Source organism: Eubacteriales bacterium mix99 (genome assembly GCA_038396605.1).
Lineage (GTDB): Bacteria > Bacillota > Clostridia > Caldicoprobacterales > DTU083 > UBA4874.
The window spans coordinates 1,746,629-1,764,478 of sequence record CP121690.1; the positions used below are offsets into that span (position 1 = coordinate 1,746,629).

Here is a 17,850-nt window from a genome sequence, read left to right on the forward strand (position 1 = left end):
GATTATGCCTAAAGTAGCTTTATATAATATAGAAGGCACTTCAGTCGGCGATATCGAATTGAAGGATGCGATTTTCGGGATTGAAGTCAACAAAAATGCGTTGTATCAGGTTACCAGGATGCAACTGGCCAATAAAAGGCAAGGTACCCAATCCACCCTGACCCGCGCAGAAGTCAGGGGAGGCGGCGCCAAGCCCTGGAGGCAGAAGGGAACCGGCCGTGCCCGGCACGGGAGCAGCCGTTCTCCCATATGGACAAAGGGCGGTGTTGTATTTGCTCCCAAGCCAAGGGATTACAGCTATACGGTTCCCAAAAAGATCAAAAGGCTTGCCATGAAATGTGCACTGAGCTCAAAAGTGCAGGAAGACAATATCACGGTGATGGATTCCCTGACACTTCCTCAGGCGAAGACAAAGGAAATGGTCCGGGTTCTGAAAAACCTGAAGTCGGAGGGAAAGGCTCTCCTTGTTCTTTCAGGCAGGGACGAGAACGTGGAGAGAGCGTCCCGCAATCTTCCCAATGTGAAACTTTGTTTTGTCAATACACTGAATGTATTGGATATTTTGAATTATGACCGCTTTATCATTACGCAGGATGCCGTAAAAATGGTTGAGGAGGTGTATGCATGATGAAAGCTCCTCATGATATTATTCTACGGCCGGTATTGACGGAAAAGAGTTATGATTCCATACCGGATAAGAAATACACCTTTCTTGTGGATGCCAGATCCAATAAAACGGAAATCAAGCAGGCAGTTGAGACCATTTTCGGAGTAAAGGTAAAAAACGTCAACACGCTTCGCCAGCAGGGCAAAATGAAGCGTGTGGGAGTTCATACCGGCAGGAAGCCTTCCTTTAAGAAAGCCTTTGTTACGCTGACTGCCGAGAGCAAGGCAATTGAGTTCTTCGAAGGAATGGCCTAAAAAGGAGGTAAGACAAGATGGCAATCAAAGATTATAAACCAACCTCCCCCGCCAGAAGGCATATGACCGTTTCTTCTTTTGAAGAAATTACCAAAGCACAGCCGGAAAAGGCACTTTTGGTAGCTCTGAAGGAGAAAGCCGGCAGAAATGATGCAGGACGGATTACCGTCCGTCATCAGGGCGGCGGAGCAAAGAGAAAATATCGTATTATTGATTTTAAGCGCAATAAAGATGGGGTTCCCGCAAAGGTTGCAGGGATTGAGTACGATCCCAACCGAAGCGCCAATATTGCATTGCTGCACTATGCGGACGGGGAAAAGCGATACATCCTCAGTCCCAACGGGCTGCATGTCGGGGATACGGTGGTATCCGGCAAGGATGCGGATATCCGGATCGGAAACGCATTGCCGCTTCAGAATATTCCGGTGGGTACCGTGATTCACAACATCGAGCTTCATGCCGGCAAAGGCGGGCAGTTTACCCGATCTGCAGGCAATGCGGCACAGCTGACCGCAAAGGAAGGGAAATTTGCTCAGGTAAAGCTTCCTTCCGGTGAAGTACGCATGGTTCGTTCCGAGTGCCGGGCTACGATCGGCCAGGTGGGAAACGCAGAACATGAAAATATCACCATCGGGAAAGCAGGCAAGAAAAGGCATATGGGGATTCGCCCGACCGTACGTGGTTCCGTTATGAACCCATCGGATCATCCGCACGGCGGCGGCGAAGGCAAAGCTCCCATCGGAAGGCCCTCTCCTGTTACCCCCTGGGGCAAACCAACGTTGGGATATAAGACCAGAAGGAAAAAGAACAAGTCCGACCAATATATCATAAAACGCAGAACAAAATAACGGATCTGGTTTCATTGATTTTAAAAGTCGGAAGGAGGCAATTGAATGAGTCGATCGGTGAAAAAAGGGCCCTATGTCCGTGCGGACCTTTTAAAGAAGATAGAGGACATGAACAAACAGGGCAAAAAAACAGTTATAAAGACCTGGTCCAGAGCATCCACCATTTTTCCTGAAATGGTCGGACACACCATTGCCGTTCATGATGGCAGGAAACACGTTCCGATCTATATTACCGAGGAGATGGTGGGACATAAGTTTGGAGAGTTTGCGCCTACCAGAACCTTTCGGGGTCACAGCGGACAGCATTCAGAAAAGACTACGGAGCTGAAATAGTGAAGGAGGAATCACAGTGGCGACAAGGATGAAAGAAAAATCAGAAGCCCGCTACGAGAGCAGGGAAAAGCGGCCTCATGCCACCGCCCGTTATGTCCGCATTTCTTCCAGAAAGGTAAAGATTGTGATTGACATGATACGCGGAAAAACGGTCAGCGAAGCACTTGGCATATTGGAATATACGCCGAAGGCGGCGTCCGAGCCGGTTGTCAAGCTGTTGAAATCTGCAGCGGCCAACGCAAAAAACAATCTGGAAATGGATCCGGATCGTTTGTATGTCGCTGAGGTTACCGCAAACGAAGGACCGACCCTGAAGCGTTTGCGGGCAAGGGCTCAGGGCAGGGCAAACCGCATTCGGAAGCGAACCAGTCATATCAATATCGTATTGGATGAACTGGAACAAGTACAGAAATAAGGAGGGATGGATAAGTGGGTCAGAAAGTGAATCCCCATGGACTTAGAGTCGGAATCATCAAGGATTGGGATGCCAGATGGTATGCTTCCAGGAAGGATTTTGCAGACAATCTGATCGAGGATGTGCAGTTAAGGAATATGCTGAAAAAGAAACTTTTTCATGCAGGGATCTCGAAAATCGAAATTGAGCGTGCTGCTAACCGCGTAAAGGTGAATATTTTTACAGCCAAGCCCGGTATTGTAATTGGAAGAGGCGGTACGGGCGTGGATGCCTTGAAGAAAGAAATCGAAAAGTTTACGAAGAAAACGACAATTTTGAATATAGTAGAGGTCAAGTACCCGGACCTGGATGCGCAGTTGGTCGCAGAGAATATTGCAGCACAGCTGGAACGCAGGATTTCCTTCCGCAGGGCGATGAAGCAGACAATGCAGAGAACCATGAAAGCCGGGGCAAAGGGAATCAAGACCATGGTCTCCGGGCGTCTTGGCGGAACGGATATTGCACGGAAAGAAGGATATCATGAAGGAACCATACCTCTGCAGACATTGCGGGCTGATATCGACTATGGGTTTGCGGAAGCAAAAACAACCTACGGAGGAATCGGAGTAAAGGTATGGATTTACAAAGGAGAGGTCCTTCCGAAGGCGAAAAACAGACCGGTTGCGGAAGGAGGAAAATAATATGTTGATGCCGAAAAGAGTAAAACGCCGCAGGGTGTTCCGGGGCAGGATGAAAGGCAAGGCAACCCGCGGGAATACCGTTACTTACGGTCAGTATGGTCTGCAGGCATTGGATCCCTGCTGGATCACCAGCAATCAGATTGAAGCAGCAAGGATTGCCATGACTCGTTTTATGAAAAGGGGCGGGAATGTCTGGGTCAAGATATTTCCGGATAAGCCTGTTACGGAGAAACCTGCTGAAACCCGCATGGGGAAGGGAAAAGGTTCCCCGGAATATTGGGTGGCAGTTGTAAAGCCCGGCAGGATCCTGTTTGAAGTGGCAGGAATACCCGAAGAGACAGCCAGAGAGGCACTCCGCCTGGCAGCGCACAAACTTCCGGTCAAGACCAGGTTTGTGACTAGAGAAGAATTGGGTGGTGAAGGCAATGAAGGCGAATGAATTCCGGGATATGACACAGGATGAGCTGAATCAGAAATGTTCCGAGCTCAAGAGTGAGTTGTTTAACCTTCGATTCCAGCTGGCCACCGGGCAGTTGGAGAATCCCATGAGGATCCGGGAAGTAAAAAAGGATATTGCCAGAGTAAAAACGATTCTTAGAGAACGGGAATTGAAAGCCATGGAGGCTTGAGGAAAAGGAGGAATATTTGTGGCCGAGGAAACAAGAGGAAACCGGAAGGTCCGCATCGGCAAAGTCGTAAGCAATAAGATGGATAAAACCATTGTGGTTTTGATCGAAAGCCGTGTGAAGCATAAGCTGTACGGAAAGACCATGAATCGGACAAACAGACTGAAAGCCCATGACGAAGAAAATACCTGTCAGATCGGGGACCGCGTAAAGATTATGGAAACCAGGCCGATCAGCCGCGACAAGCGCTGGCGTTTGGTTGAAGTCGTTGAAAGGGCACAATAATCGGTCCACTACCGAAAGGAGGGTATAATATGATTCAGAAGCAGACCCGGTTGAGAGTGGCGGACAATACCGGCGCGAAGGAACTGATGTGCATCAATGTCCTGGGAGGTTCCACGAGAAAGTATGGAAATATAGGGGACTCGATTGTAGCATCTGTTAAAAGTGCAACACCCGGCGGTGTTGTTAAAAAGGGCGATGTCGTAAAGGCTGTCATTGTTCGCACGACCAAGGGCACGCAAAGGCCGGATGGTTCGTTTATTAAATTTGATGACAATGCGGCAGTAATCATAGATGATCAGAAGCAACCCAGGGGTACCCGTATCTTTGGCCCGATCGCCAGAGAACTGAGAGAGAAGGATTATATGAAAATCATCTCTCTCGCCCCGGAAGTATTATAAAAGGAGGTGATTGCTGTGGTGAAAAAACCAGGGAAAATGCATGTGAAAAAAGGAGATACCGTAGAAATCATTTCCGGAAAAGATAAATCAAAGCGGGGAAAAGTGCTGACTGCATATCCCAGGGAAGGCAAAATCATTGTGGAAGGGGTCAATTTTGTGACCCGGCACAAGAAACCCACAGGTGCAAACCAGCAGGGAGGAAGGATCCGTCAGGAAGCCGCCATTGATGCTTCCAAAGCCATGCTTGTTTGTGGGAAGTGCAACAAGCGGACCCGTGTAGGCCACAAAATACTGGAAGATGGAACCAAGGTGCGCGTCTGCAAGGTCTGCAACGAATTATTCAATGATTAGTTCTTCTCAGAAGGGAGGTAAAAGATTTGGCTCGGTTGAAAGATTTTTATAAAAATGAAGCGATGTCCGATCTGATGGACAAATTTGAATATAAAAATGTGATGCAGGTTCCCAGACTCGAAAAGATCGTGATCAATATGGGAGTCGGGGATGCGAAGGAAAACCCGAAGTTTCTTGATGCCGCTGTCCAGGAGCTGGCGACCATAACAGGACAGATGCCCGTTGTAACCAAAGCCAGGAAATCCGTGGCTGCCTTTAAGGTAAGGGAAGGCATGAATATCGGAGCAAAGGTGACGCTTCGCGGCGATAAAATGTATGAGTTCCTGGATCGACTGGTAAGCATTGCTCTTCCCCGCGTACGGGATTTCCGGGGAGTATCGGAGAATTCCTTTGACGGCAGGGGCAATTATGCGCTGGGAATCAAAGAGCAGCTGATTTTCCCGGAAATCAACTATGATAAGGTGGATAAGGTAAGGGGAATGGATGTCATATTTGTGACAACCGCCCGGACCGATGAAGAAGGAAGAGAACTGTTACGGCTTTTGGGTATGCCTTTTGCTACCAGAAGCTGAGGAATCCAATGGAAGGAGGAAACAGATAAGTGGCAAAAAAATCAATGAGGGCGAAGCAGCAGCGTAAGCCCAAGTATTCAACCCGTGCCTATACAAGATGCAGATTGTGCGGACGTCCCCATGCAGTCCTGAAGAAATATGGTATTTGCCGGATATGCTTCCGGGAGCTGGCCTATAAAGGACAGATCCCCGGTGTCAGGAAGGCGAGCTGGTAGAGGGTCGAGACTGGAAGGAGGTAGAAGATATGGTTATGACAGATCCCATTGCAGATATGCTGACCCGCATAAGGAATGCACTGGTTGTAAAGCATGAAGTGATACAGGTACCGGCTTCTAATATGAAGAAGGCGATTGCAGATATATTGGCAGAGGAGGGGCTTATCAAGGGATATACCGTAATTGACGACGGAAATCAGGGTACTTTGAAGCTTACGTTGAAATATACCAAAGACAATGAACGTGTCATCAGCGGATTGAAGAGAATCAGCAAGCCCGGTCTGAGAGTTTATGCAAACAAGGATGAGATCCCCAAGGTACTGGGTGGACTGGGGATTGCCATCATTTCCACCTCAAAGGGCGTAATGACGGACAAGAAGGCCAGAAAACTGGGCGTCGGCGGAGAAGTCCTGTGCTACGTCTGGTAACGGATGGGCAGCAGAATTAGCAAAAGGAAGGCGGTGTAATGTATGTCACGGATTGGAAAGCTTCCTGTACACGTGCCCGATGGAGTATCCGTATCAGTCGGCGATGACAATGTGGTAGCCGTAAAAGGGCCAAAGGGACAGCTGACACAGAAAATCCACAAGGATATGCGGGTTTCCGTGGAAGGGAATCTTATAAAAGTAGAGCGTCCAAACGACAGTAAACCTCAGAAATCACTGCACGGTTTGAGCCGGGCGTTGATTCAGAACATGGTGGACGGGGTTACCAAAGGATATGAAAAGGCTTTGATAATCAATGGAGTCGGTTATCGTGCGCAGAAGCAGGGTAAGAAACTGGTTCTGACCGTTGGATACTCGCATCCGGTGGAGATCCCGGAGGAAAACGGAGTGGAATTTGAAGTACCAGCAGCCAACCGGATCATTGTCAGGGGAATTGACAAACAGGCGGTTGGTGAAATGGCCGCAAAGGTACGGCGGATTCGTGAGCCGGAACCTTATAAGGGCAAGGGCATCAAATATGAGAATGAAAGAATCCTTCGCAAGGAAGGAAAAGCAGGTAAGAAATAAGGGAAGGAGTGAAGCTTAGGTGATCAAACAAAAAGACAAAAATGCGAGCAGGAAAAAGCGGCATGATCGGGTCCGGAGGAAAATTTCCGGTACTTCGGAAAGGCCACGTTTCTGCGTTTATCGGAGTTTAAATCATATATATGTTCAAATCATCAACGATCAGAACGGAACAACTCTGGCAGCTGCTTCTACCCTTGATCCGGATTTGAAGGAAAAAGTCGTCGGCAAAACCAGAAAAGAAGCCGCAAAGATCGTTGGAGAGGCGGCCGGAAAAAAGGCGATGGAAAAAGGAATCCACCGTGTGGTATTTGACCGGAGCGGCTATGTTTACCATGGACGCGTTTTGGAAGTTGCATCCGGAGCGCGTGAAGCCGGACTGGAATTTTAAAGGAGGGAAACAGATGAACCGTATCGATGCCAGCACGTTGGATCTGAAGGAAAGGGTAGTGAGTATCAACCGTGTTGCCAAGACCGTAAAGGGCGGACGGAATATGCGCTTCAGTACCGTAGTGGTAGTGGGCGATGCAAATGGTATTGTCGGGGCAGGAATGGGAAAAGCGGCTGAAATTCCGGAAGCGATCCGCAAGGGAGTGGAGGATGCAAAGAAGCATCTGATTAAGGTACCGATTGTGAATACCACCATACCGCATGAAGTTCAGGGAGAGTTTGGAGCCGGTTCTGTCCTGATGATGCCTGCCAAGGAAGGTTCCGGTGTGATCGCAGGAGGACCTGTCCGTGCGGTGATGGAGCTTGCCGGTATCCAGGATATCCGTACCAAATCCCTGGGATCCAGCAATCCGAGAAATGTGATCAATGCCACCATGAGCGGACTTGCAAGATTGAAAACGGCAGAAGATGTTGCGGGATTAAGAGGCAAATCCACCGAAGAGATCTTAGGTTAGGAGGGAACTTGGGATGAAGCTGAAAGTTACCCAAACCAGGAGTACCATAGGCTGCCAGAAGGATCAGATTGCAACAATGGAAGCTCTTGGCTTAAAGAAGATCAGAGACAGCAGGATACAGGAGGACAATGCAGTTATCCGGGGAATGATCCACAAGGTGAGTCACCTTGTTTCTGTTGAAAAAATCGAAGAGTAAAGGAGGTGCAGCTCCATGAAGTTACATGATTTAAAGCCTGCTGAGGGCTCTGTGACCGTTTCCCTGCGAAAGGGAAGGGGATATGGATCCGGACTCGGCAAAACTGCCGGACGGGGCCAAAAAGGTCAGAAGTCCAGAAGCGGAAGCGGGACAAGGCCTGGCTTCGAAGGCGGACAGATGCCTCTTGCACGACGTATTCCAAAGAGAGGGTTCACCAATATATATGCAACGGTTTACTCCATAGTAAACTTGAGGGATCTGGAGGCTTTTGAAGAGGGTACGGTAGTTACGCCGTCGCTTTTGAAGAAAACGGGTCTGGTCCGGAAAGATAATGACGGTGTCAAAATTCTTGGCAATGGAAATTTGACAAAGAAACTGACCGTACAGGCTCATAAGTTCAGTAAAACTGCTCAGGAAAAAATTGAAGCCCTGGGTGGAAAGACTGAGGTGATCTGAGATGTTCGAAACATTTAAGAATGCCTGGAAAATAGAAGATCTGAGAAAAAAGATTCTGTATACCTTGATGATGTTGTTGGTTTATCGGGTTGGATCCTTTATTCCGGTACCCGGTGTGGATAGTTCCTTTATCAAAAATCTTATCGATCAGGGCGGTCTGCTCGGATTTTTCGATATTATGTCCGGAGGCGCTTTCGGGAACTTTACGATTTTTGCCTTGTCTGTCACTCCGTACATCAATTCTTCCATCATTATGCAGCTTCTGACCGTAGCCATCCCCAAGCTGGAACGATTGTCCAAGGAAGGGGAAGATGGAAGAAAGAAGATCGCCAGATATACAAGATATTTCACAGTTGTCCTGGCTTTTCTGCAGGCGTTCGGAATCACGTTCGGCCTGGCGAGGAGTGCAGGCGCATTGCTTCAGAACAATGCCTGGACTTATATTGTTGTATCCCTGACCCTGACTGCGGGCACAGCATTCTTAATGTGGCTGGGCGAACAGATTACCGATAAGGGAATAGGAAACGGCGTTTCCCTGATTATTTTCACCAGTATTATTTCCAGAGCGCCGGTTTCCGTGGTGAAGCTTTGGAATCTGGCTTTTCGGGCGAAATCGATCCATCCGGCTTATCTGTTGCTGATGGTCGTATTCATGATTGCCCTGATTGTTGGAGTGATCTTTATTGATCAGGGAGAGAGAAGAATTCCGGTGCAGTATTCCAAGAGAGTGGTCGGGAGGAAAATGTACGGCGGGCAAAGCACCCATATTCCCATGAAAGTAAATTCATCCGGTGTACTTCCCATTATTTTTGCCGTATCCATTCTGGCGGTTCCTCAGACCATCGCACAGTTTATGTCGCAGGACAGCGGGTTTGTATTATGGGTGCAGAAATGGTTTACCCAGGATAAACCGTTGTATGCTGTATTATATGCACTGTTGATTGTATTTTTTACGTATTTCTATACGCAGATTACGTTCAATCCGGTGGAGATTGCAGATAATCTCAAACAATACGGCGGCTTTGTGCAGGGCATTCGTCCGGGAAAGCCCACTTCAGATTATCTGATGCGGATTTCCAACCGCCTGACGCTGGTAGGAGCGGTTTATCTGGCATTGGTTGCCATTCTGCCGATTGCTTTGACTGCCATCACGAAAGTCCCCATGTCCTTTGGAGGTACGGCAATCCTGATTCTTGTGGGTGTTGCACTGGAAACGACAAAGGAGCTGGAGGCACAGATGCTCATGAGACATTACAAGGGCTTTCTGAAGTAATGGAAAGACATCATCCCCATTCCCACGATACCATGATTATGACTTTGGAAGGGTAGTGGCAGACATGACGGAAACGGAGTTTCAGGTTGGCAGGGTTGTGCTGGCGAAAGCCGGCAGGGAGAAAGGGGCTGCTTTTCTTATCATCAGGCGGCTGGACGATGAGTATGTACTCATCGCAGATGGCAGGAGCAGAACCGTTGCAAAACCCAAAAAGAAGAAAGCGAAACATTTGACTCCAAAGCCAATATTGGTCAGGGAACTGAAAAATAAACTGGAAGCAGGGGAATTGATACTGGATGCAGATATCCGGAAAGCCCTGGAGTCCTTTGGATTATGAGCGGTAAGGAGGATGGTATTCATTGTCAAAAGAAGACGTAATTGAAGTGGAAGGCAAAGTGCTTGAAGCACTGCCAAATGCGATGTTTCAGGTGGAATTAAAAAACGGACACCAGATACTGGCCCATATATCAGGAAGGCTTCGAATGAACTTTATTCGGATTTTGCCGGGAGATAAGGTAACGGTGGAATTGTCCCCCTATGATTTGAACCGTGGTCGGATTACCTGGCGCGGAAAAGCATAAAGGAGGATTGAAAAGATGAAGGTAAGACCGTCTGTAAAGCGTATGTGTGAGAAATGTCAGATCATTAAGCGGAAAGGGAAAGTCATGGTGATCTGTGAGAATCCCAAACACAAACAAAGACAGGGTTAAAATTCGTAAAATATGAAATAATTAACATATGGAGGTGTAAGGATGGCGCGTATTTCCGGAATCGATTTGCCTCGTGAAAAAAGAGTGGAAATTGGTTTAACCTATATTTACGGCATCGGACAGAGCAAGTCCAGAGAGATCCTGAAAGCCACGGGAGTCAATCCCGACACTCGTGTCAAGGACTTAACCGAAGCGGAAGTATCCAGGCTGAGAGAATATATCGATAAGGATGTAAAGGTCGAAGGAGATCTCCGAAGGGAAGTATCCCTGAATATCAAGCGGCTGGTGGAAGTCGGCTGTTACAGGGGGATCCGTCACCGGAAGGGATTGCCGGTACGTGGGCAGAGCACGAAGCAAAACGCCAGAACCCGCAAGGGACCAAAACGCACCGTTGGTGTGCGCAGAAAAAGTATCGTTTGAGGAGGGGTATGAATGGCGAAACAAACAGCACGCAGAACACGGAAACGCCGTGAAAAGAAGAATATTGAGCGCGGCGCTGCCCATATTCAGTCGACGTTCAATAATACAATTGTGACCATTACGGACACAGCGGGCAATGCACTGTCCTGGGCGAGTGCAGGCGGCCTTGGATTCCGCGGGTCCAAAAAAAGCACGCCATTTGCGGCACAGACTGCTGCAGAGACAGCAGCAAAAGCAGCAATGGAGCATGGCCTGAAAACAGTGGAGGTTTATGTAAAAGGCCCCGGGTCCGGCAGGGAGGCTGCGATCCGTTCCCTGCAGGCAGCTGGATTGGAAGTCAATATGATCAAGGACGTTACTCCGATCCCTCACAATGGCTGCCGCCCGCCAAAGAGAAGAAGAGTATAAGGAGATGGAGGTGTAAAGATGGCAAGAAATATAGAACCGCAGTGCCGCCAGTGCCGGCGGGAGGGAATGAAGCTCTATCTGAAAGGCGACAGATGCTATACGGAAAAATGCGGATTTGCCCGCAGGCCGGCCGCTCCGGGGCAGCATGGAACCAGCAGGCGGAAGCCTTCCGAATACGGCATGCAGCTTCGCGAAAAACAGAAGGTAAGGCGAATTTACGGGGTGCAGGAAAAGCAGTTCCGCAACTATTTTTCAGCAGCAGAGAAAGCGAAGGGCATCACAGGTGAAAATCTGCTTCAGCTGCTGGAGAGAAGACTGGACAATGTTGTCTATCGCATGGGCTTTGCGGATTCCAGGGCTCAGGCAAGACAATTCGTTCGCCATGGGCACATTATGGTGAACGGCAGGAAAGTAAACATTCCCTCCTATCTGACCAACGTTGGGGAAACCATTGCTGTCAAGGGCAAAAGTGCTTCCGGAATGGAACACTTCAAGGCATTGAAAGAGGGAGCCGGCAGGGCGGTTGTGCCGTGGCTGCAGGTGGATTACGAAAAACTGGAAGGAACTGTTTCATTACTTCCATCCAGGCAGGATATTGATATTGAAATCCAGGAGCATCTGATTGTTGAGTTGTATTCCAGATAATACCGTGGGAGCGGATTTGTTGATAGATAGTTGCCCTCGAAAAAGATTGGAAAATGTTATGAGGAGGGTTTCGTTTGATAGAAATTGAAAAACCCAAAATAGATATAGTGGAAATAAGCAAGGATAACACTTATGGCAAGTTCGTATTGGAGCCCCTGGAGAGGGGGTTTGGAATCACCATGGGGAATTCCCTGCGGCGGGTGCTGTTGTCCTCCCTTCCGGGGGTAGCCGTCACATCCATCAAGGTGGACGGGGTTCTTCATGAATTTTCCACGGTACCGGGCGTCAAGGAGGATCTGGTGGAGATTATTCTCAACCTGAAGGAACTTGCCCTGAAGATGTCTGGCGACGAGCCAAAGATCATAACTGTCAATGCTCAGGGTGCGGGACAGGTCACTGCAGGAGATATTATTACGGATGCCGAAGTGGAAATTCTGAATCCGGAGCACCCAATTGCCACCCTGAATGAAGATGCCAAGCTGTATATGGAGATTACCGTTGAGAAGGGCAGGGGGTATGTTCCTGCAGAACGGAACAAGCATGAGGGCCAGCCAATAGGGATTATTCCCGTGGATTCCATTTTTACTCCTATTCGCAGGGTGAATTATAATGTGGAGAATACCCGTGTCGGGCAGATCACCGATTACGATAAGCTGACCCTGGAAGTCTGGACCAATGGAACCATTCCACCGGATGAGGCAACCAGCCTGGCAGCGAAGATATTGGTGGAGCACCTTTCCCTGTTTATCAACCTGACGGCAAATGTAAGCGATGTGGAAATCATGGTGGAAAAGGAAGAAGACCAAAAGGAAAAGGTCCTGGAAATGACCATTGAGGAACTGGATCTTTCCGTACGCTCCTATAATTGTCTGAAACGTGCAGGAATCAACACAGTTGAAGAACTGACCCAAAAAACAGAAGAAGAAATGATGAAGGTCCGGAATCTTGGGCGAAAGTCCCTGGAAGAAGTACAGCAGAAGCTGGCAGCATTGGATTTAAGTCTGAAAAAGAACGAAGAATGAAGAAGTGAAGGAGGGAGAATATGCCTGGATACAGAAAACTAGGCAGGGCCAGTGATCAGCGGAGAGCCATGTTGCGCAATCAGGTCACCGACCTTTTATGGCATGGCAGGATTGAGACAACGGAAGCCCGTGCCAAGGAAGTCCGAAGCATAACAGAGAAGCTGATTACCCTTGCCGTAAAGGAATATGACAACACTGTCAGGATAACAAAGGAAGTAAATAATGAAAAAGGCCAGACCGTGTCCATGGAAGTTACCAATGACATGCCGTCCCGGCTTCATGCCAGAAGAAAAATGATGGCCTGTCTGTATGATATCAAGGAACTGCGCGAGGAGGACGAAACCAAGGAGGATTATGCGGAACGCCTGAGAAAGGTTCAGCATCCCCTGATCGAAAAGATGTTCAATGAGTATGGTCCGAAGTACAGGGAAAGAAATGAGAAGCAGGCTTCCGGCGGCGGCTATACCCGGATTCTGAAAAAAGGTCACCGGAGAGGTGACGGAGCGGAAGCGGTTATCATCGAGTTGGTCTGAAGAATCATTACGGAAAACCTTTTCGGAAAAGCGGATTAAGTTCATGGGATATCAGCCTATAGCTTAATCCATATTTTTTATTGTTTTGCGGGCTTCCTCTCCGACCTTTTTCATTATCTCAAGTCTTGTAATTGAGAATTCGGAGGAAAGGGGTTATGACAGGACAGCCCGGGTATCTATGGGTAAGGAGGGGACGGCAGCATGGAACCCATTATTCAGGTTCAGAATGTATCGTTTGATTATGTCGGTCAGGGAGGGGAAGAAACGGCGGCTCTGGACAACGTATCCCTTACGATTGGAAAGGGCGAGTTTGTCGTGATGATCGGACACAATGGATCCGGAAAGTCCACCCTGGCCAAGCACTTCAATGCGTTGCTGAAACCCCGGTCCGGCAATGTATGGGTCAAGGGAATGAACACGAAGGAAGAAGATAAGCTCTGGGATATCCGACAGGCGGCGGGCATGGTCTTTCAAAATCCCGATAATCAGCTTGTGGCCACCATCGTGGAGGAGGATGTGGCTTTTGGCCCGGAAAACCTGGCTGTTCCGCCTGCAGAAATCCGAAAGCGGGTGGACGATGCCCTGTTCGCCGTGGACATGACGAAGTATGCGACTTCTGCCCCTCACTTTTTGTCCGGTGGACAGAAACAGCGGGTGTCCATTGCCGGCGTAATCGCCATGCATCCGGAAATTATCATTCTGGATGAGCCTACTGCCATGCTGGATCCTTCCGGCCGCAGGGAGGTAATGGACACCATACATCGTCTGAATAAAGAGGATGGAATCACCATTGTGCATATCACGCATTATATGGAGGAAGCCATTCACGCCGATCGTGTCATCGTGATGGACAACGGCAGGATTGTGCTGGACGGGACTCCCAGAGAGATCTTCCGTCAGGTCGAAACGTTGAAAAACATCGGTCTGGATGTTCCCCAGGTTGTGGAGCTTTGTCATGAGCTTCGTCGGGAAGGGTTTGATATTGAAGGAGATCCCATGAGTCTGGAAGAGATGGTGGATGCATTATGCCGGTGAAGATGGAGCAGGTAACACACGTTTATATGGAGGGGGGGCCTTTTGAATCCACTGCTCTCCTGGATGTGAATCTGGAAATCCGGGACGGGGAGTTCATCGGGCTCATCGGGCACACCGGTTCCGGAAAATCCACTTTAATTCAGCATCTGAACGGATTGCTGAAACCGACACAGGGAACGGTGATCGTCAATGAAATGCGGATAGGGAAAAACAGCAGGGATCTCAAGCCACTGCGGCAGCAGGTAGGCCTGGTATTTCAATATCCGGAGCAGCAGCTTTTTGAGGAAACCGTCGGAAAGGATATTGCCTATGGCCCGAAAAATCTTGGGCTGTCCGGGGAGGAGATCGATTATCGGGTGAAGGAATCCGCGGAATTGGTCGGCCTGTCTTTTGAAGAGGTGAAGGATCGTTCGCCCTTTGAGCTCAGCGGAGGACAGAGACGAAGGGTTGCCATTGCCGGCGTTTTGGCAATGCATCCGGCGATATTGATATTGGATGAGCCTACGGCGGGACTGGACCCCATGGGAAGGGACGAAGTATTGAACGGAATCCGGGCCCTTCATGAAAAAAATGGCTATACGATCATTTTGGTTTCCCACAGCATGGAGGATATCGCCCGGCTGGTGGATCGGATCGTTGTCATGAACAAAGGCCGGGTGGTACTGACCGGATCTCCCAGAGAGATCTTTACCCATGCGGAAGAGTTGGAGAGTATGGGCCTGGGCGTGCCGCAGATTACCAGGCTGATGAAAGCCCTCCGGGAAAAGGGAATGGATGTTCCGGTCGACATTTATACGGTGGAACAGGCTAAGGAAGCACTTATCAAGGTATTGGGGGAGAAAAGACATGCTTAAGGATATCACGATCGGCCAGTATTATCCGTCTGACTCTCCGATTCACCGGCTGGATCCACGGACCAAGCTGATGATTGCCTTTTTGTATATTATCGTTATTTTCTTTGTGCGGTATTCTGTTGGCTATCTGTTTGTTTTTCTCTTTCTGGCACTGACCATTGCCCTTTCCGGGATTCCGCTCCGATACATTGTAAAGGGGCTGAAGCCCCTGCTGTTCATTATTGTGCTGACGTTCGGAATCAATCTGTTCTTTACATCCGGTGGAAAAGTTATTTTTCAGCTGGGATTCCTGAAGGTAACGGAGGAAGGCCTCCAACAGGGCATTTTTATGATGCTGCGGCTGCTGTTGTTGGTGATGGGAACCTCCCTGCTGACCCTGACCACTTCTCCGATTTCCCTGACAGATGGGCTGGAGGTACTGCTGAAACCTTTGCAGGCGATTCATTTTCCCGCTCATGAGCTGGCCATGATGATGACCATTGCGCTGCGCTTTATCCCCACTCTGCTGGAAGAGACGGACAAGATCATGAAGGCACAGATGGCAAGGGGGGCGGATTTTGAAAGCGGCAATCTGATCCAGCGGGCAAAATCCATGGTGCCGCTGCTGGTCCCCCTGTTCATCAGTGCGTTCCGAAGGGCGGATGAACTGGCCATGGCTATGGAAGCCCGTTGCTATCGGGGAGGAGAGAACCGGACCCGTATGAAGGTATTGCGGATGGAAAGAATCGATTATGGGGCATTTGGTGTTACCCTGCTCCTTATTGCAGCGGTTCTGATCAATTCCTACTGCTGATTTTCCGGGAAATATCGGTTCGGAAATTCATATTGTTTTGATAGAAAAGGCCGATACTGTCACACTGGGAGGAACCTATGAAAAATATTATGCTGACAATGGAATACGATGGCACCTCCTATGCCGGCTGGCAGAGGCAGTCCAATGCAATGACCATACAGCAGGAAGTGGAAGAGGCATTACAGGATCTCACCGGGGAAACCGTACCTGTCATTGGTTCCGGCCGGACGGATAGCGGAGTGCATGCGAAAGGGCAGACCGCAAATTTCAGGACGGATTCTTCCATTCCGCCGGAAAAGTTCAGCTTTGCATTGAACTCCCGGCTTCCCAGGGACATACGGATTGTCTGTTCCCGGGAGGTGAGCAGGGATTTTCATGCCCGGTTTTCTGCGACCGGGAAAAAATATAAATATTCCATGATCGTGCGTCCGCAGGACACTGCCATAGGGTACCGGTATCTGTACCATGTTTGTGTTCCATTGGACGTTTCGGCAATGCAGGAAGCAGCAGGATATTTTAAGGGCACGCATGATTTTGCTTCGTTTATGGCGGCAGGTTCCCCGGTCCGGACAACGGTACGAACGGTTGCCGGCGTCCGGCTGGATTGGGACGATCCTTTTTTGTATTTTATGGTAAATGGGAATGGCTTTTTATATCATATGGTCCGCATTATGGCTGGAACCCTGATTGAAGTGGGAAGGGGCAGGATCGATTCCCTTTCCGTACCGGAAATTATTCAGACAAGGGATCGGAAAATGGCGGGCCCGACAGCTCCTCCCCAGGGCCTGTCACTGGAAAAGGTATATTATGAAAAAATATTTTCTTGACACGTCGAAGCACATGCATTAAAATAAGGAATAGTGTCTATTAAGATCCACTGGCCCCGGACGGTCTCCGGATCTTTGCGGAATAAAATGAAAATGATATCGAAACGAAATGCCTGAGATACGAATGTCAAAGCGTATTTCAGTCGGATTGGAGGGAACCCATTATGAAGACCTATATGGCAAATGCCGATACGGTAGAACGGAAATGGTATGTAGTGGATGCCAAAGGGAAAACCCTTGGACGTCTTTCATCTGAAATTGCAAAAATATTGAGAGGAAAAAATAAGCCCATCTATACTCCTCATGTGGATACCGGTGATTATGTGATTGTGATCAACGCCGAACTGGTGGAGGTAACCGGTAAAAAGGGAGAGCAGAAGCTCTATCGTCACCATACTTCCTACCCGGGAGGATTGAGGGAAACAAACTTTAATCATCTCATTAAGGAAAAGCCCACCACTGTCATCTATGGGGCAGTAAAGGGAATGTTGCCGCATAACAGTCTGGGCAGGGATATGCTCCGGAAATTAAAAGTTTATGCAGGGCCGGATCACAACCATGAAGCTCAAAAGCCGGAAATGCTTGATTTATAAGGCATACGAAAGGAGGAAATGAAGAATGGCCAAAGTACAATACTTCGGAACGGGACGAAGAAAGAAATCCGTTGCCAGGGTTCGGTTAATTCCCGGAGAGGGAAATTTTACAATCAATAAACGAAACATTGATGAATATTTCGGACTGGATACATTGAAGGTAATTGCCCGCCAGCCATTGGAAGAAACGGGCACGACAGGCAGTTTCGATGTCATCGTGAATGTACATGGCGGCGGATTTACCGGACAGGCAGGTGCAATCCGTCATGGAATCTCCCGTGCCTTGCTGAAAGCAGATGAGAGCCTGCGTCCCACTCTGAAAAAGGCAGGTTTCCTGACACGGGATCCCAGAATGAAGGAAAGAAAGAAATACGGTCTCAAGGCTGCCCGCAGATCTCCGCAGTTCAGCAAGAGATAATCAAAGCCCAAAAGATTCAAAAGCTCCGGAAAATCAATGGTTTCCGGGGTTTTCCTTTTCTAAGAGGTTTGACGAAGCCTGACGAAATTTGACCACTTCTACATGGGT

General features: G+C 48.8%; 34 protein-coding genes. All 34 read left to right on the forward strand.

Translation table 11 applies throughout. From position 1 onward, the window contains the following. Window positions 1-4 precede the first annotated feature (4 nt). Window positions 5-628, forward strand: a complete 624-nt coding sequence (rplD, locus tag QBE55_07605; GenBank protein ID WZL77445.1) for a 50S ribosomal protein L4 — start codon at window positions 5-7, stop codon at window positions 626-628. Then, window positions 628-921 (forward strand): 50S ribosomal protein L23, encoded by a 294-nt coding sequence (gene rplW / locus QBE55_07610; GenBank protein ID WZL79892.1) that lies wholly within the window; start codon window positions 628-630, stop codon window positions 919-921. Before rplD ends, rplW begins: the two co-directional genes overlap by 1 nt. A 17-nt stretch (window positions 922-938) precedes the next feature. Further along, complete coding sequence (gene rplB / locus QBE55_07615) at window positions 939-1,769, forward strand: 50S ribosomal protein L2 (GenBank protein ID WZL77446.1); 831 nt, start codon at window positions 939-941, stop codon at window positions 1,767-1,769. A gap of 45 nt (window positions 1,770-1,814) precedes the next feature. Then, complete coding sequence (rpsS, locus tag QBE55_07620) at window positions 1,815-2,102, forward strand: 30S ribosomal protein S19 (GenBank protein WZL77447.1); 288 nt, start codon at window positions 1,815-1,817, stop codon at window positions 2,100-2,102. A 28-nt stretch (window positions 2,103-2,130) separates the two neighbouring features. Next, window positions 2,131-2,517, forward strand: a complete 387-nt coding sequence (gene rplV, locus QBE55_07625; GenBank protein ID WZL79893.1) for a 50S ribosomal protein L22 — start codon at window positions 2,131-2,133, stop codon at window positions 2,515-2,517. A 14-nt stretch (window positions 2,518-2,531) separates the two neighbouring features. After that, window positions 2,532-3,197, forward strand: a complete 666-nt coding sequence (gene rpsC / locus QBE55_07630) for a 30S ribosomal protein S3 (protein WZL77448.1) — start codon at window positions 2,532-2,534, stop codon at window positions 3,195-3,197. A 1-nt stretch (window position 3,198) separates the two neighbouring features. Continuing rightward, window positions 3,199-3,636, forward strand: a complete 438-nt coding sequence (gene rplP / locus QBE55_07635; protein ID WZL77449.1) for a 50S ribosomal protein L16 — start codon at window positions 3,199-3,201, stop codon at window positions 3,634-3,636. Further along, window positions 3,623-3,826 carry a 50S ribosomal protein L29 gene (gene rpmC, locus QBE55_07640; protein WZL77450.1) on the forward strand — a complete coding sequence of 68 codons (204 nt, stop codon included), beginning with the start codon at window positions 3,623-3,625 and terminating at the stop codon, window positions 3,824-3,826. Before rplP ends, rpmC begins: the two co-directional genes overlap by 14 nt. Before the next feature lie 78 nt (window positions 3,827-3,904). Beyond that, complete coding sequence (gene rpsQ, locus QBE55_07645) at window positions 3,905-4,108, forward strand: 30S ribosomal protein S17 (GenBank protein ID WZL79894.1); 204 nt, start codon at window positions 3,905-3,907, stop codon at window positions 4,106-4,108. Window positions 4,109-4,137: 29 nt separating this feature from the next. Next, a complete protein-coding gene (gene rplN / locus QBE55_07650) occupies window positions 4,138-4,506 on the forward strand; it encodes a 50S ribosomal protein L14 (protein WZL77451.1) in 369 nt (122 codons plus the stop codon). A 36-nt stretch (window positions 4,507-4,542) separates the two neighbouring features. Beyond that, window positions 4,543-4,857 (forward strand): 50S ribosomal protein L24, encoded by a 315-nt coding sequence (rplX, locus tag QBE55_07655; protein ID WZL79895.1) that lies wholly within the window; start codon window positions 4,543-4,545, stop codon window positions 4,855-4,857. A gap of 26 nt (window positions 4,858-4,883) precedes the next feature. After that, window positions 4,884-5,429, forward strand: a complete 546-nt coding sequence (rplE, locus tag QBE55_07660) for a 50S ribosomal protein L5 (GenBank protein WZL77452.1) — start codon at window positions 4,884-4,886, stop codon at window positions 5,427-5,429. A 29-nt stretch (window positions 5,430-5,458) separates the two neighbouring features. Continuing rightward, window positions 5,459-5,644: a type Z 30S ribosomal protein S14 gene (locus tag QBE55_07665; GenBank protein WZL77453.1), complete on the forward strand. Its 186-nt coding sequence runs from the start codon at window positions 5,459-5,461 to the stop codon at window positions 5,642-5,644. A gap of 29 nt (window positions 5,645-5,673) precedes the next feature. Further along, window positions 5,674-6,072 (forward strand): 30S ribosomal protein S8, encoded by a 399-nt coding sequence (gene rpsH, locus QBE55_07670; GenBank protein WZL77454.1) that lies wholly within the window; start codon window positions 5,674-5,676, stop codon window positions 6,070-6,072. 42 nt (window positions 6,073-6,114) lie between these two features. Further along, window positions 6,115-6,657, forward strand: coding sequence for a 50S ribosomal protein L6 (gene rplF, locus QBE55_07675; protein ID WZL77455.1), 543 nt, complete (start codon window positions 6,115-6,117; stop codon window positions 6,655-6,657). Between the two features lie 19 nt (window positions 6,658-6,676). Beyond that, window positions 6,677-7,045, forward strand: coding sequence for a 50S ribosomal protein L18 (rplR, locus tag QBE55_07680; GenBank protein ID WZL77456.1), 369 nt, complete (start codon window positions 6,677-6,679; stop codon window positions 7,043-7,045). A gap of 13 nt (window positions 7,046-7,058) precedes the next feature. Continuing rightward, a complete protein-coding gene (gene rpsE / locus QBE55_07685; GenBank protein WZL77457.1) occupies window positions 7,059-7,559 on the forward strand; it encodes a 30S ribosomal protein S5 in 501 nt (166 codons plus the stop codon). 13 nt (window positions 7,560-7,572) lie between these two features. After that, window positions 7,573-7,755 carry a 50S ribosomal protein L30 gene (gene rpmD, locus QBE55_07690; GenBank protein ID WZL77458.1) on the forward strand — a complete coding sequence of 61 codons (183 nt, stop codon included), beginning with the start codon at window positions 7,573-7,575 and terminating at the stop codon, window positions 7,753-7,755. A 15-nt stretch (window positions 7,756-7,770) separates the two neighbouring features. Beyond that, entirely contained in the window at window positions 7,771-8,211 is a 441-nt protein-coding gene (gene rplO, locus QBE55_07695) for a 50S ribosomal protein L15 (protein WZL77459.1), read from the forward strand. A gap of 1 nt (window position 8,212) precedes the next feature. After that, complete coding sequence (gene secY, locus QBE55_07700; protein WZL77460.1) at window positions 8,213-9,484, forward strand: preprotein translocase subunit SecY; 1,272 nt, start codon at window positions 8,213-8,215, stop codon at window positions 9,482-9,484. A gap of 64 nt (window positions 9,485-9,548) precedes the next feature. Further along, the gene (locus QBE55_07705) at window positions 9,549-9,821 is read left to right on the forward strand and encodes a KOW domain-containing RNA-binding protein (protein WZL77461.1); all 273 of its coding nucleotides are present in this window, start codon (window positions 9,549-9,551) and stop codon (window positions 9,819-9,821) included. A gap of 22 nt (window positions 9,822-9,843) precedes the next feature. Continuing rightward, window positions 9,844-10,065, forward strand: coding sequence for a translation initiation factor IF-1 (gene infA / locus QBE55_07710; protein WZL77462.1), 222 nt, complete (start codon window positions 9,844-9,846; stop codon window positions 10,063-10,065). A 15-nt stretch (window positions 10,066-10,080) separates the two neighbouring features. Beyond that, window positions 10,081-10,194: a 50S ribosomal protein L36 gene (gene rpmJ / locus QBE55_07715; protein WZL77463.1), complete on the forward strand. Its 114-nt coding sequence runs from the start codon at window positions 10,081-10,083 to the stop codon at window positions 10,192-10,194. A 42-nt stretch (window positions 10,195-10,236) separates the two neighbouring features. Continuing rightward, window positions 10,237-10,614, forward strand: coding sequence for a 30S ribosomal protein S13 (gene rpsM, locus QBE55_07720; GenBank protein ID WZL77464.1), 378 nt, complete (start codon window positions 10,237-10,239; stop codon window positions 10,612-10,614). A 12-nt stretch (window positions 10,615-10,626) separates the two neighbouring features. After that, window positions 10,627-11,022 carry a 30S ribosomal protein S11 gene (rpsK, locus tag QBE55_07725; protein ID WZL77465.1) on the forward strand — a complete coding sequence of 132 codons (396 nt, stop codon included), beginning with the start codon at window positions 10,627-10,629 and terminating at the stop codon, window positions 11,020-11,022. 18 nt (window positions 11,023-11,040) lie between these two features. After that, the gene (gene rpsD / locus QBE55_07730) at window positions 11,041-11,667 is read left to right on the forward strand and encodes a 30S ribosomal protein S4 (GenBank protein WZL77466.1); all 627 of its coding nucleotides are present in this window, start codon (window positions 11,041-11,043) and stop codon (window positions 11,665-11,667) included. A 74-nt stretch (window positions 11,668-11,741) separates the two neighbouring features. Continuing rightward, window positions 11,742-12,689 (forward strand): DNA-directed RNA polymerase subunit alpha, encoded by a 948-nt coding sequence (locus tag QBE55_07735; protein ID WZL77467.1) that lies wholly within the window; start codon window positions 11,742-11,744, stop codon window positions 12,687-12,689. Between the two features lie 20 nt (window positions 12,690-12,709). Beyond that, a complete protein-coding gene (gene rplQ, locus QBE55_07740; GenBank protein WZL77468.1) occupies window positions 12,710-13,222 on the forward strand; it encodes a 50S ribosomal protein L17 in 513 nt (170 codons plus the stop codon). A gap of 201 nt (window positions 13,223-13,423) precedes the next feature. Next, window positions 13,424-14,257 (forward strand): energy-coupling factor transporter ATPase, encoded by an 834-nt coding sequence (locus QBE55_07745; GenBank protein WZL77469.1) that lies wholly within the window; start codon window positions 13,424-13,426, stop codon window positions 14,255-14,257. Then, window positions 14,248-15,111 (forward strand): energy-coupling factor transporter ATPase, encoded by an 864-nt coding sequence (locus tag QBE55_07750; GenBank protein ID WZL77470.1) that lies wholly within the window; start codon window positions 14,248-14,250, stop codon window positions 15,109-15,111. The genes QBE55_07745 and QBE55_07750 overlap by 10 nt, the downstream gene beginning before the upstream one ends. Next, window positions 15,104-15,904: an energy-coupling factor transporter transmembrane component T gene (locus tag QBE55_07755; GenBank protein WZL77471.1), complete on the forward strand. Its 801-nt coding sequence runs from the start codon at window positions 15,104-15,106 to the stop codon at window positions 15,902-15,904. The genes QBE55_07750 and QBE55_07755 overlap by 8 nt, the downstream gene beginning before the upstream one ends. Window positions 15,905-15,981: 77 nt before the next feature. Next, window positions 15,982-16,731: a tRNA pseudouridine(38-40) synthase TruA gene (truA, locus tag QBE55_07760; protein WZL77472.1), complete on the forward strand. Its 750-nt coding sequence runs from the start codon at window positions 15,982-15,984 to the stop codon at window positions 16,729-16,731. 164 nt (window positions 16,732-16,895) lie between these two features. Continuing rightward, entirely contained in the window at window positions 16,896-17,324 is a 429-nt protein-coding gene (gene rplM / locus QBE55_07765) for a 50S ribosomal protein L13 (protein WZL77473.1), read from the forward strand. A gap of 25 nt (window positions 17,325-17,349) precedes the next feature. Continuing rightward, on the forward strand, window positions 17,350-17,742 hold the full coding sequence (rpsI, locus tag QBE55_07770; GenBank protein ID WZL77474.1) for a 30S ribosomal protein S9: 393 nt from the start codon (window positions 17,350-17,352) through the stop codon (window positions 17,740-17,742). Window positions 17,743-17,850 lie beyond the last annotated feature (108 nt).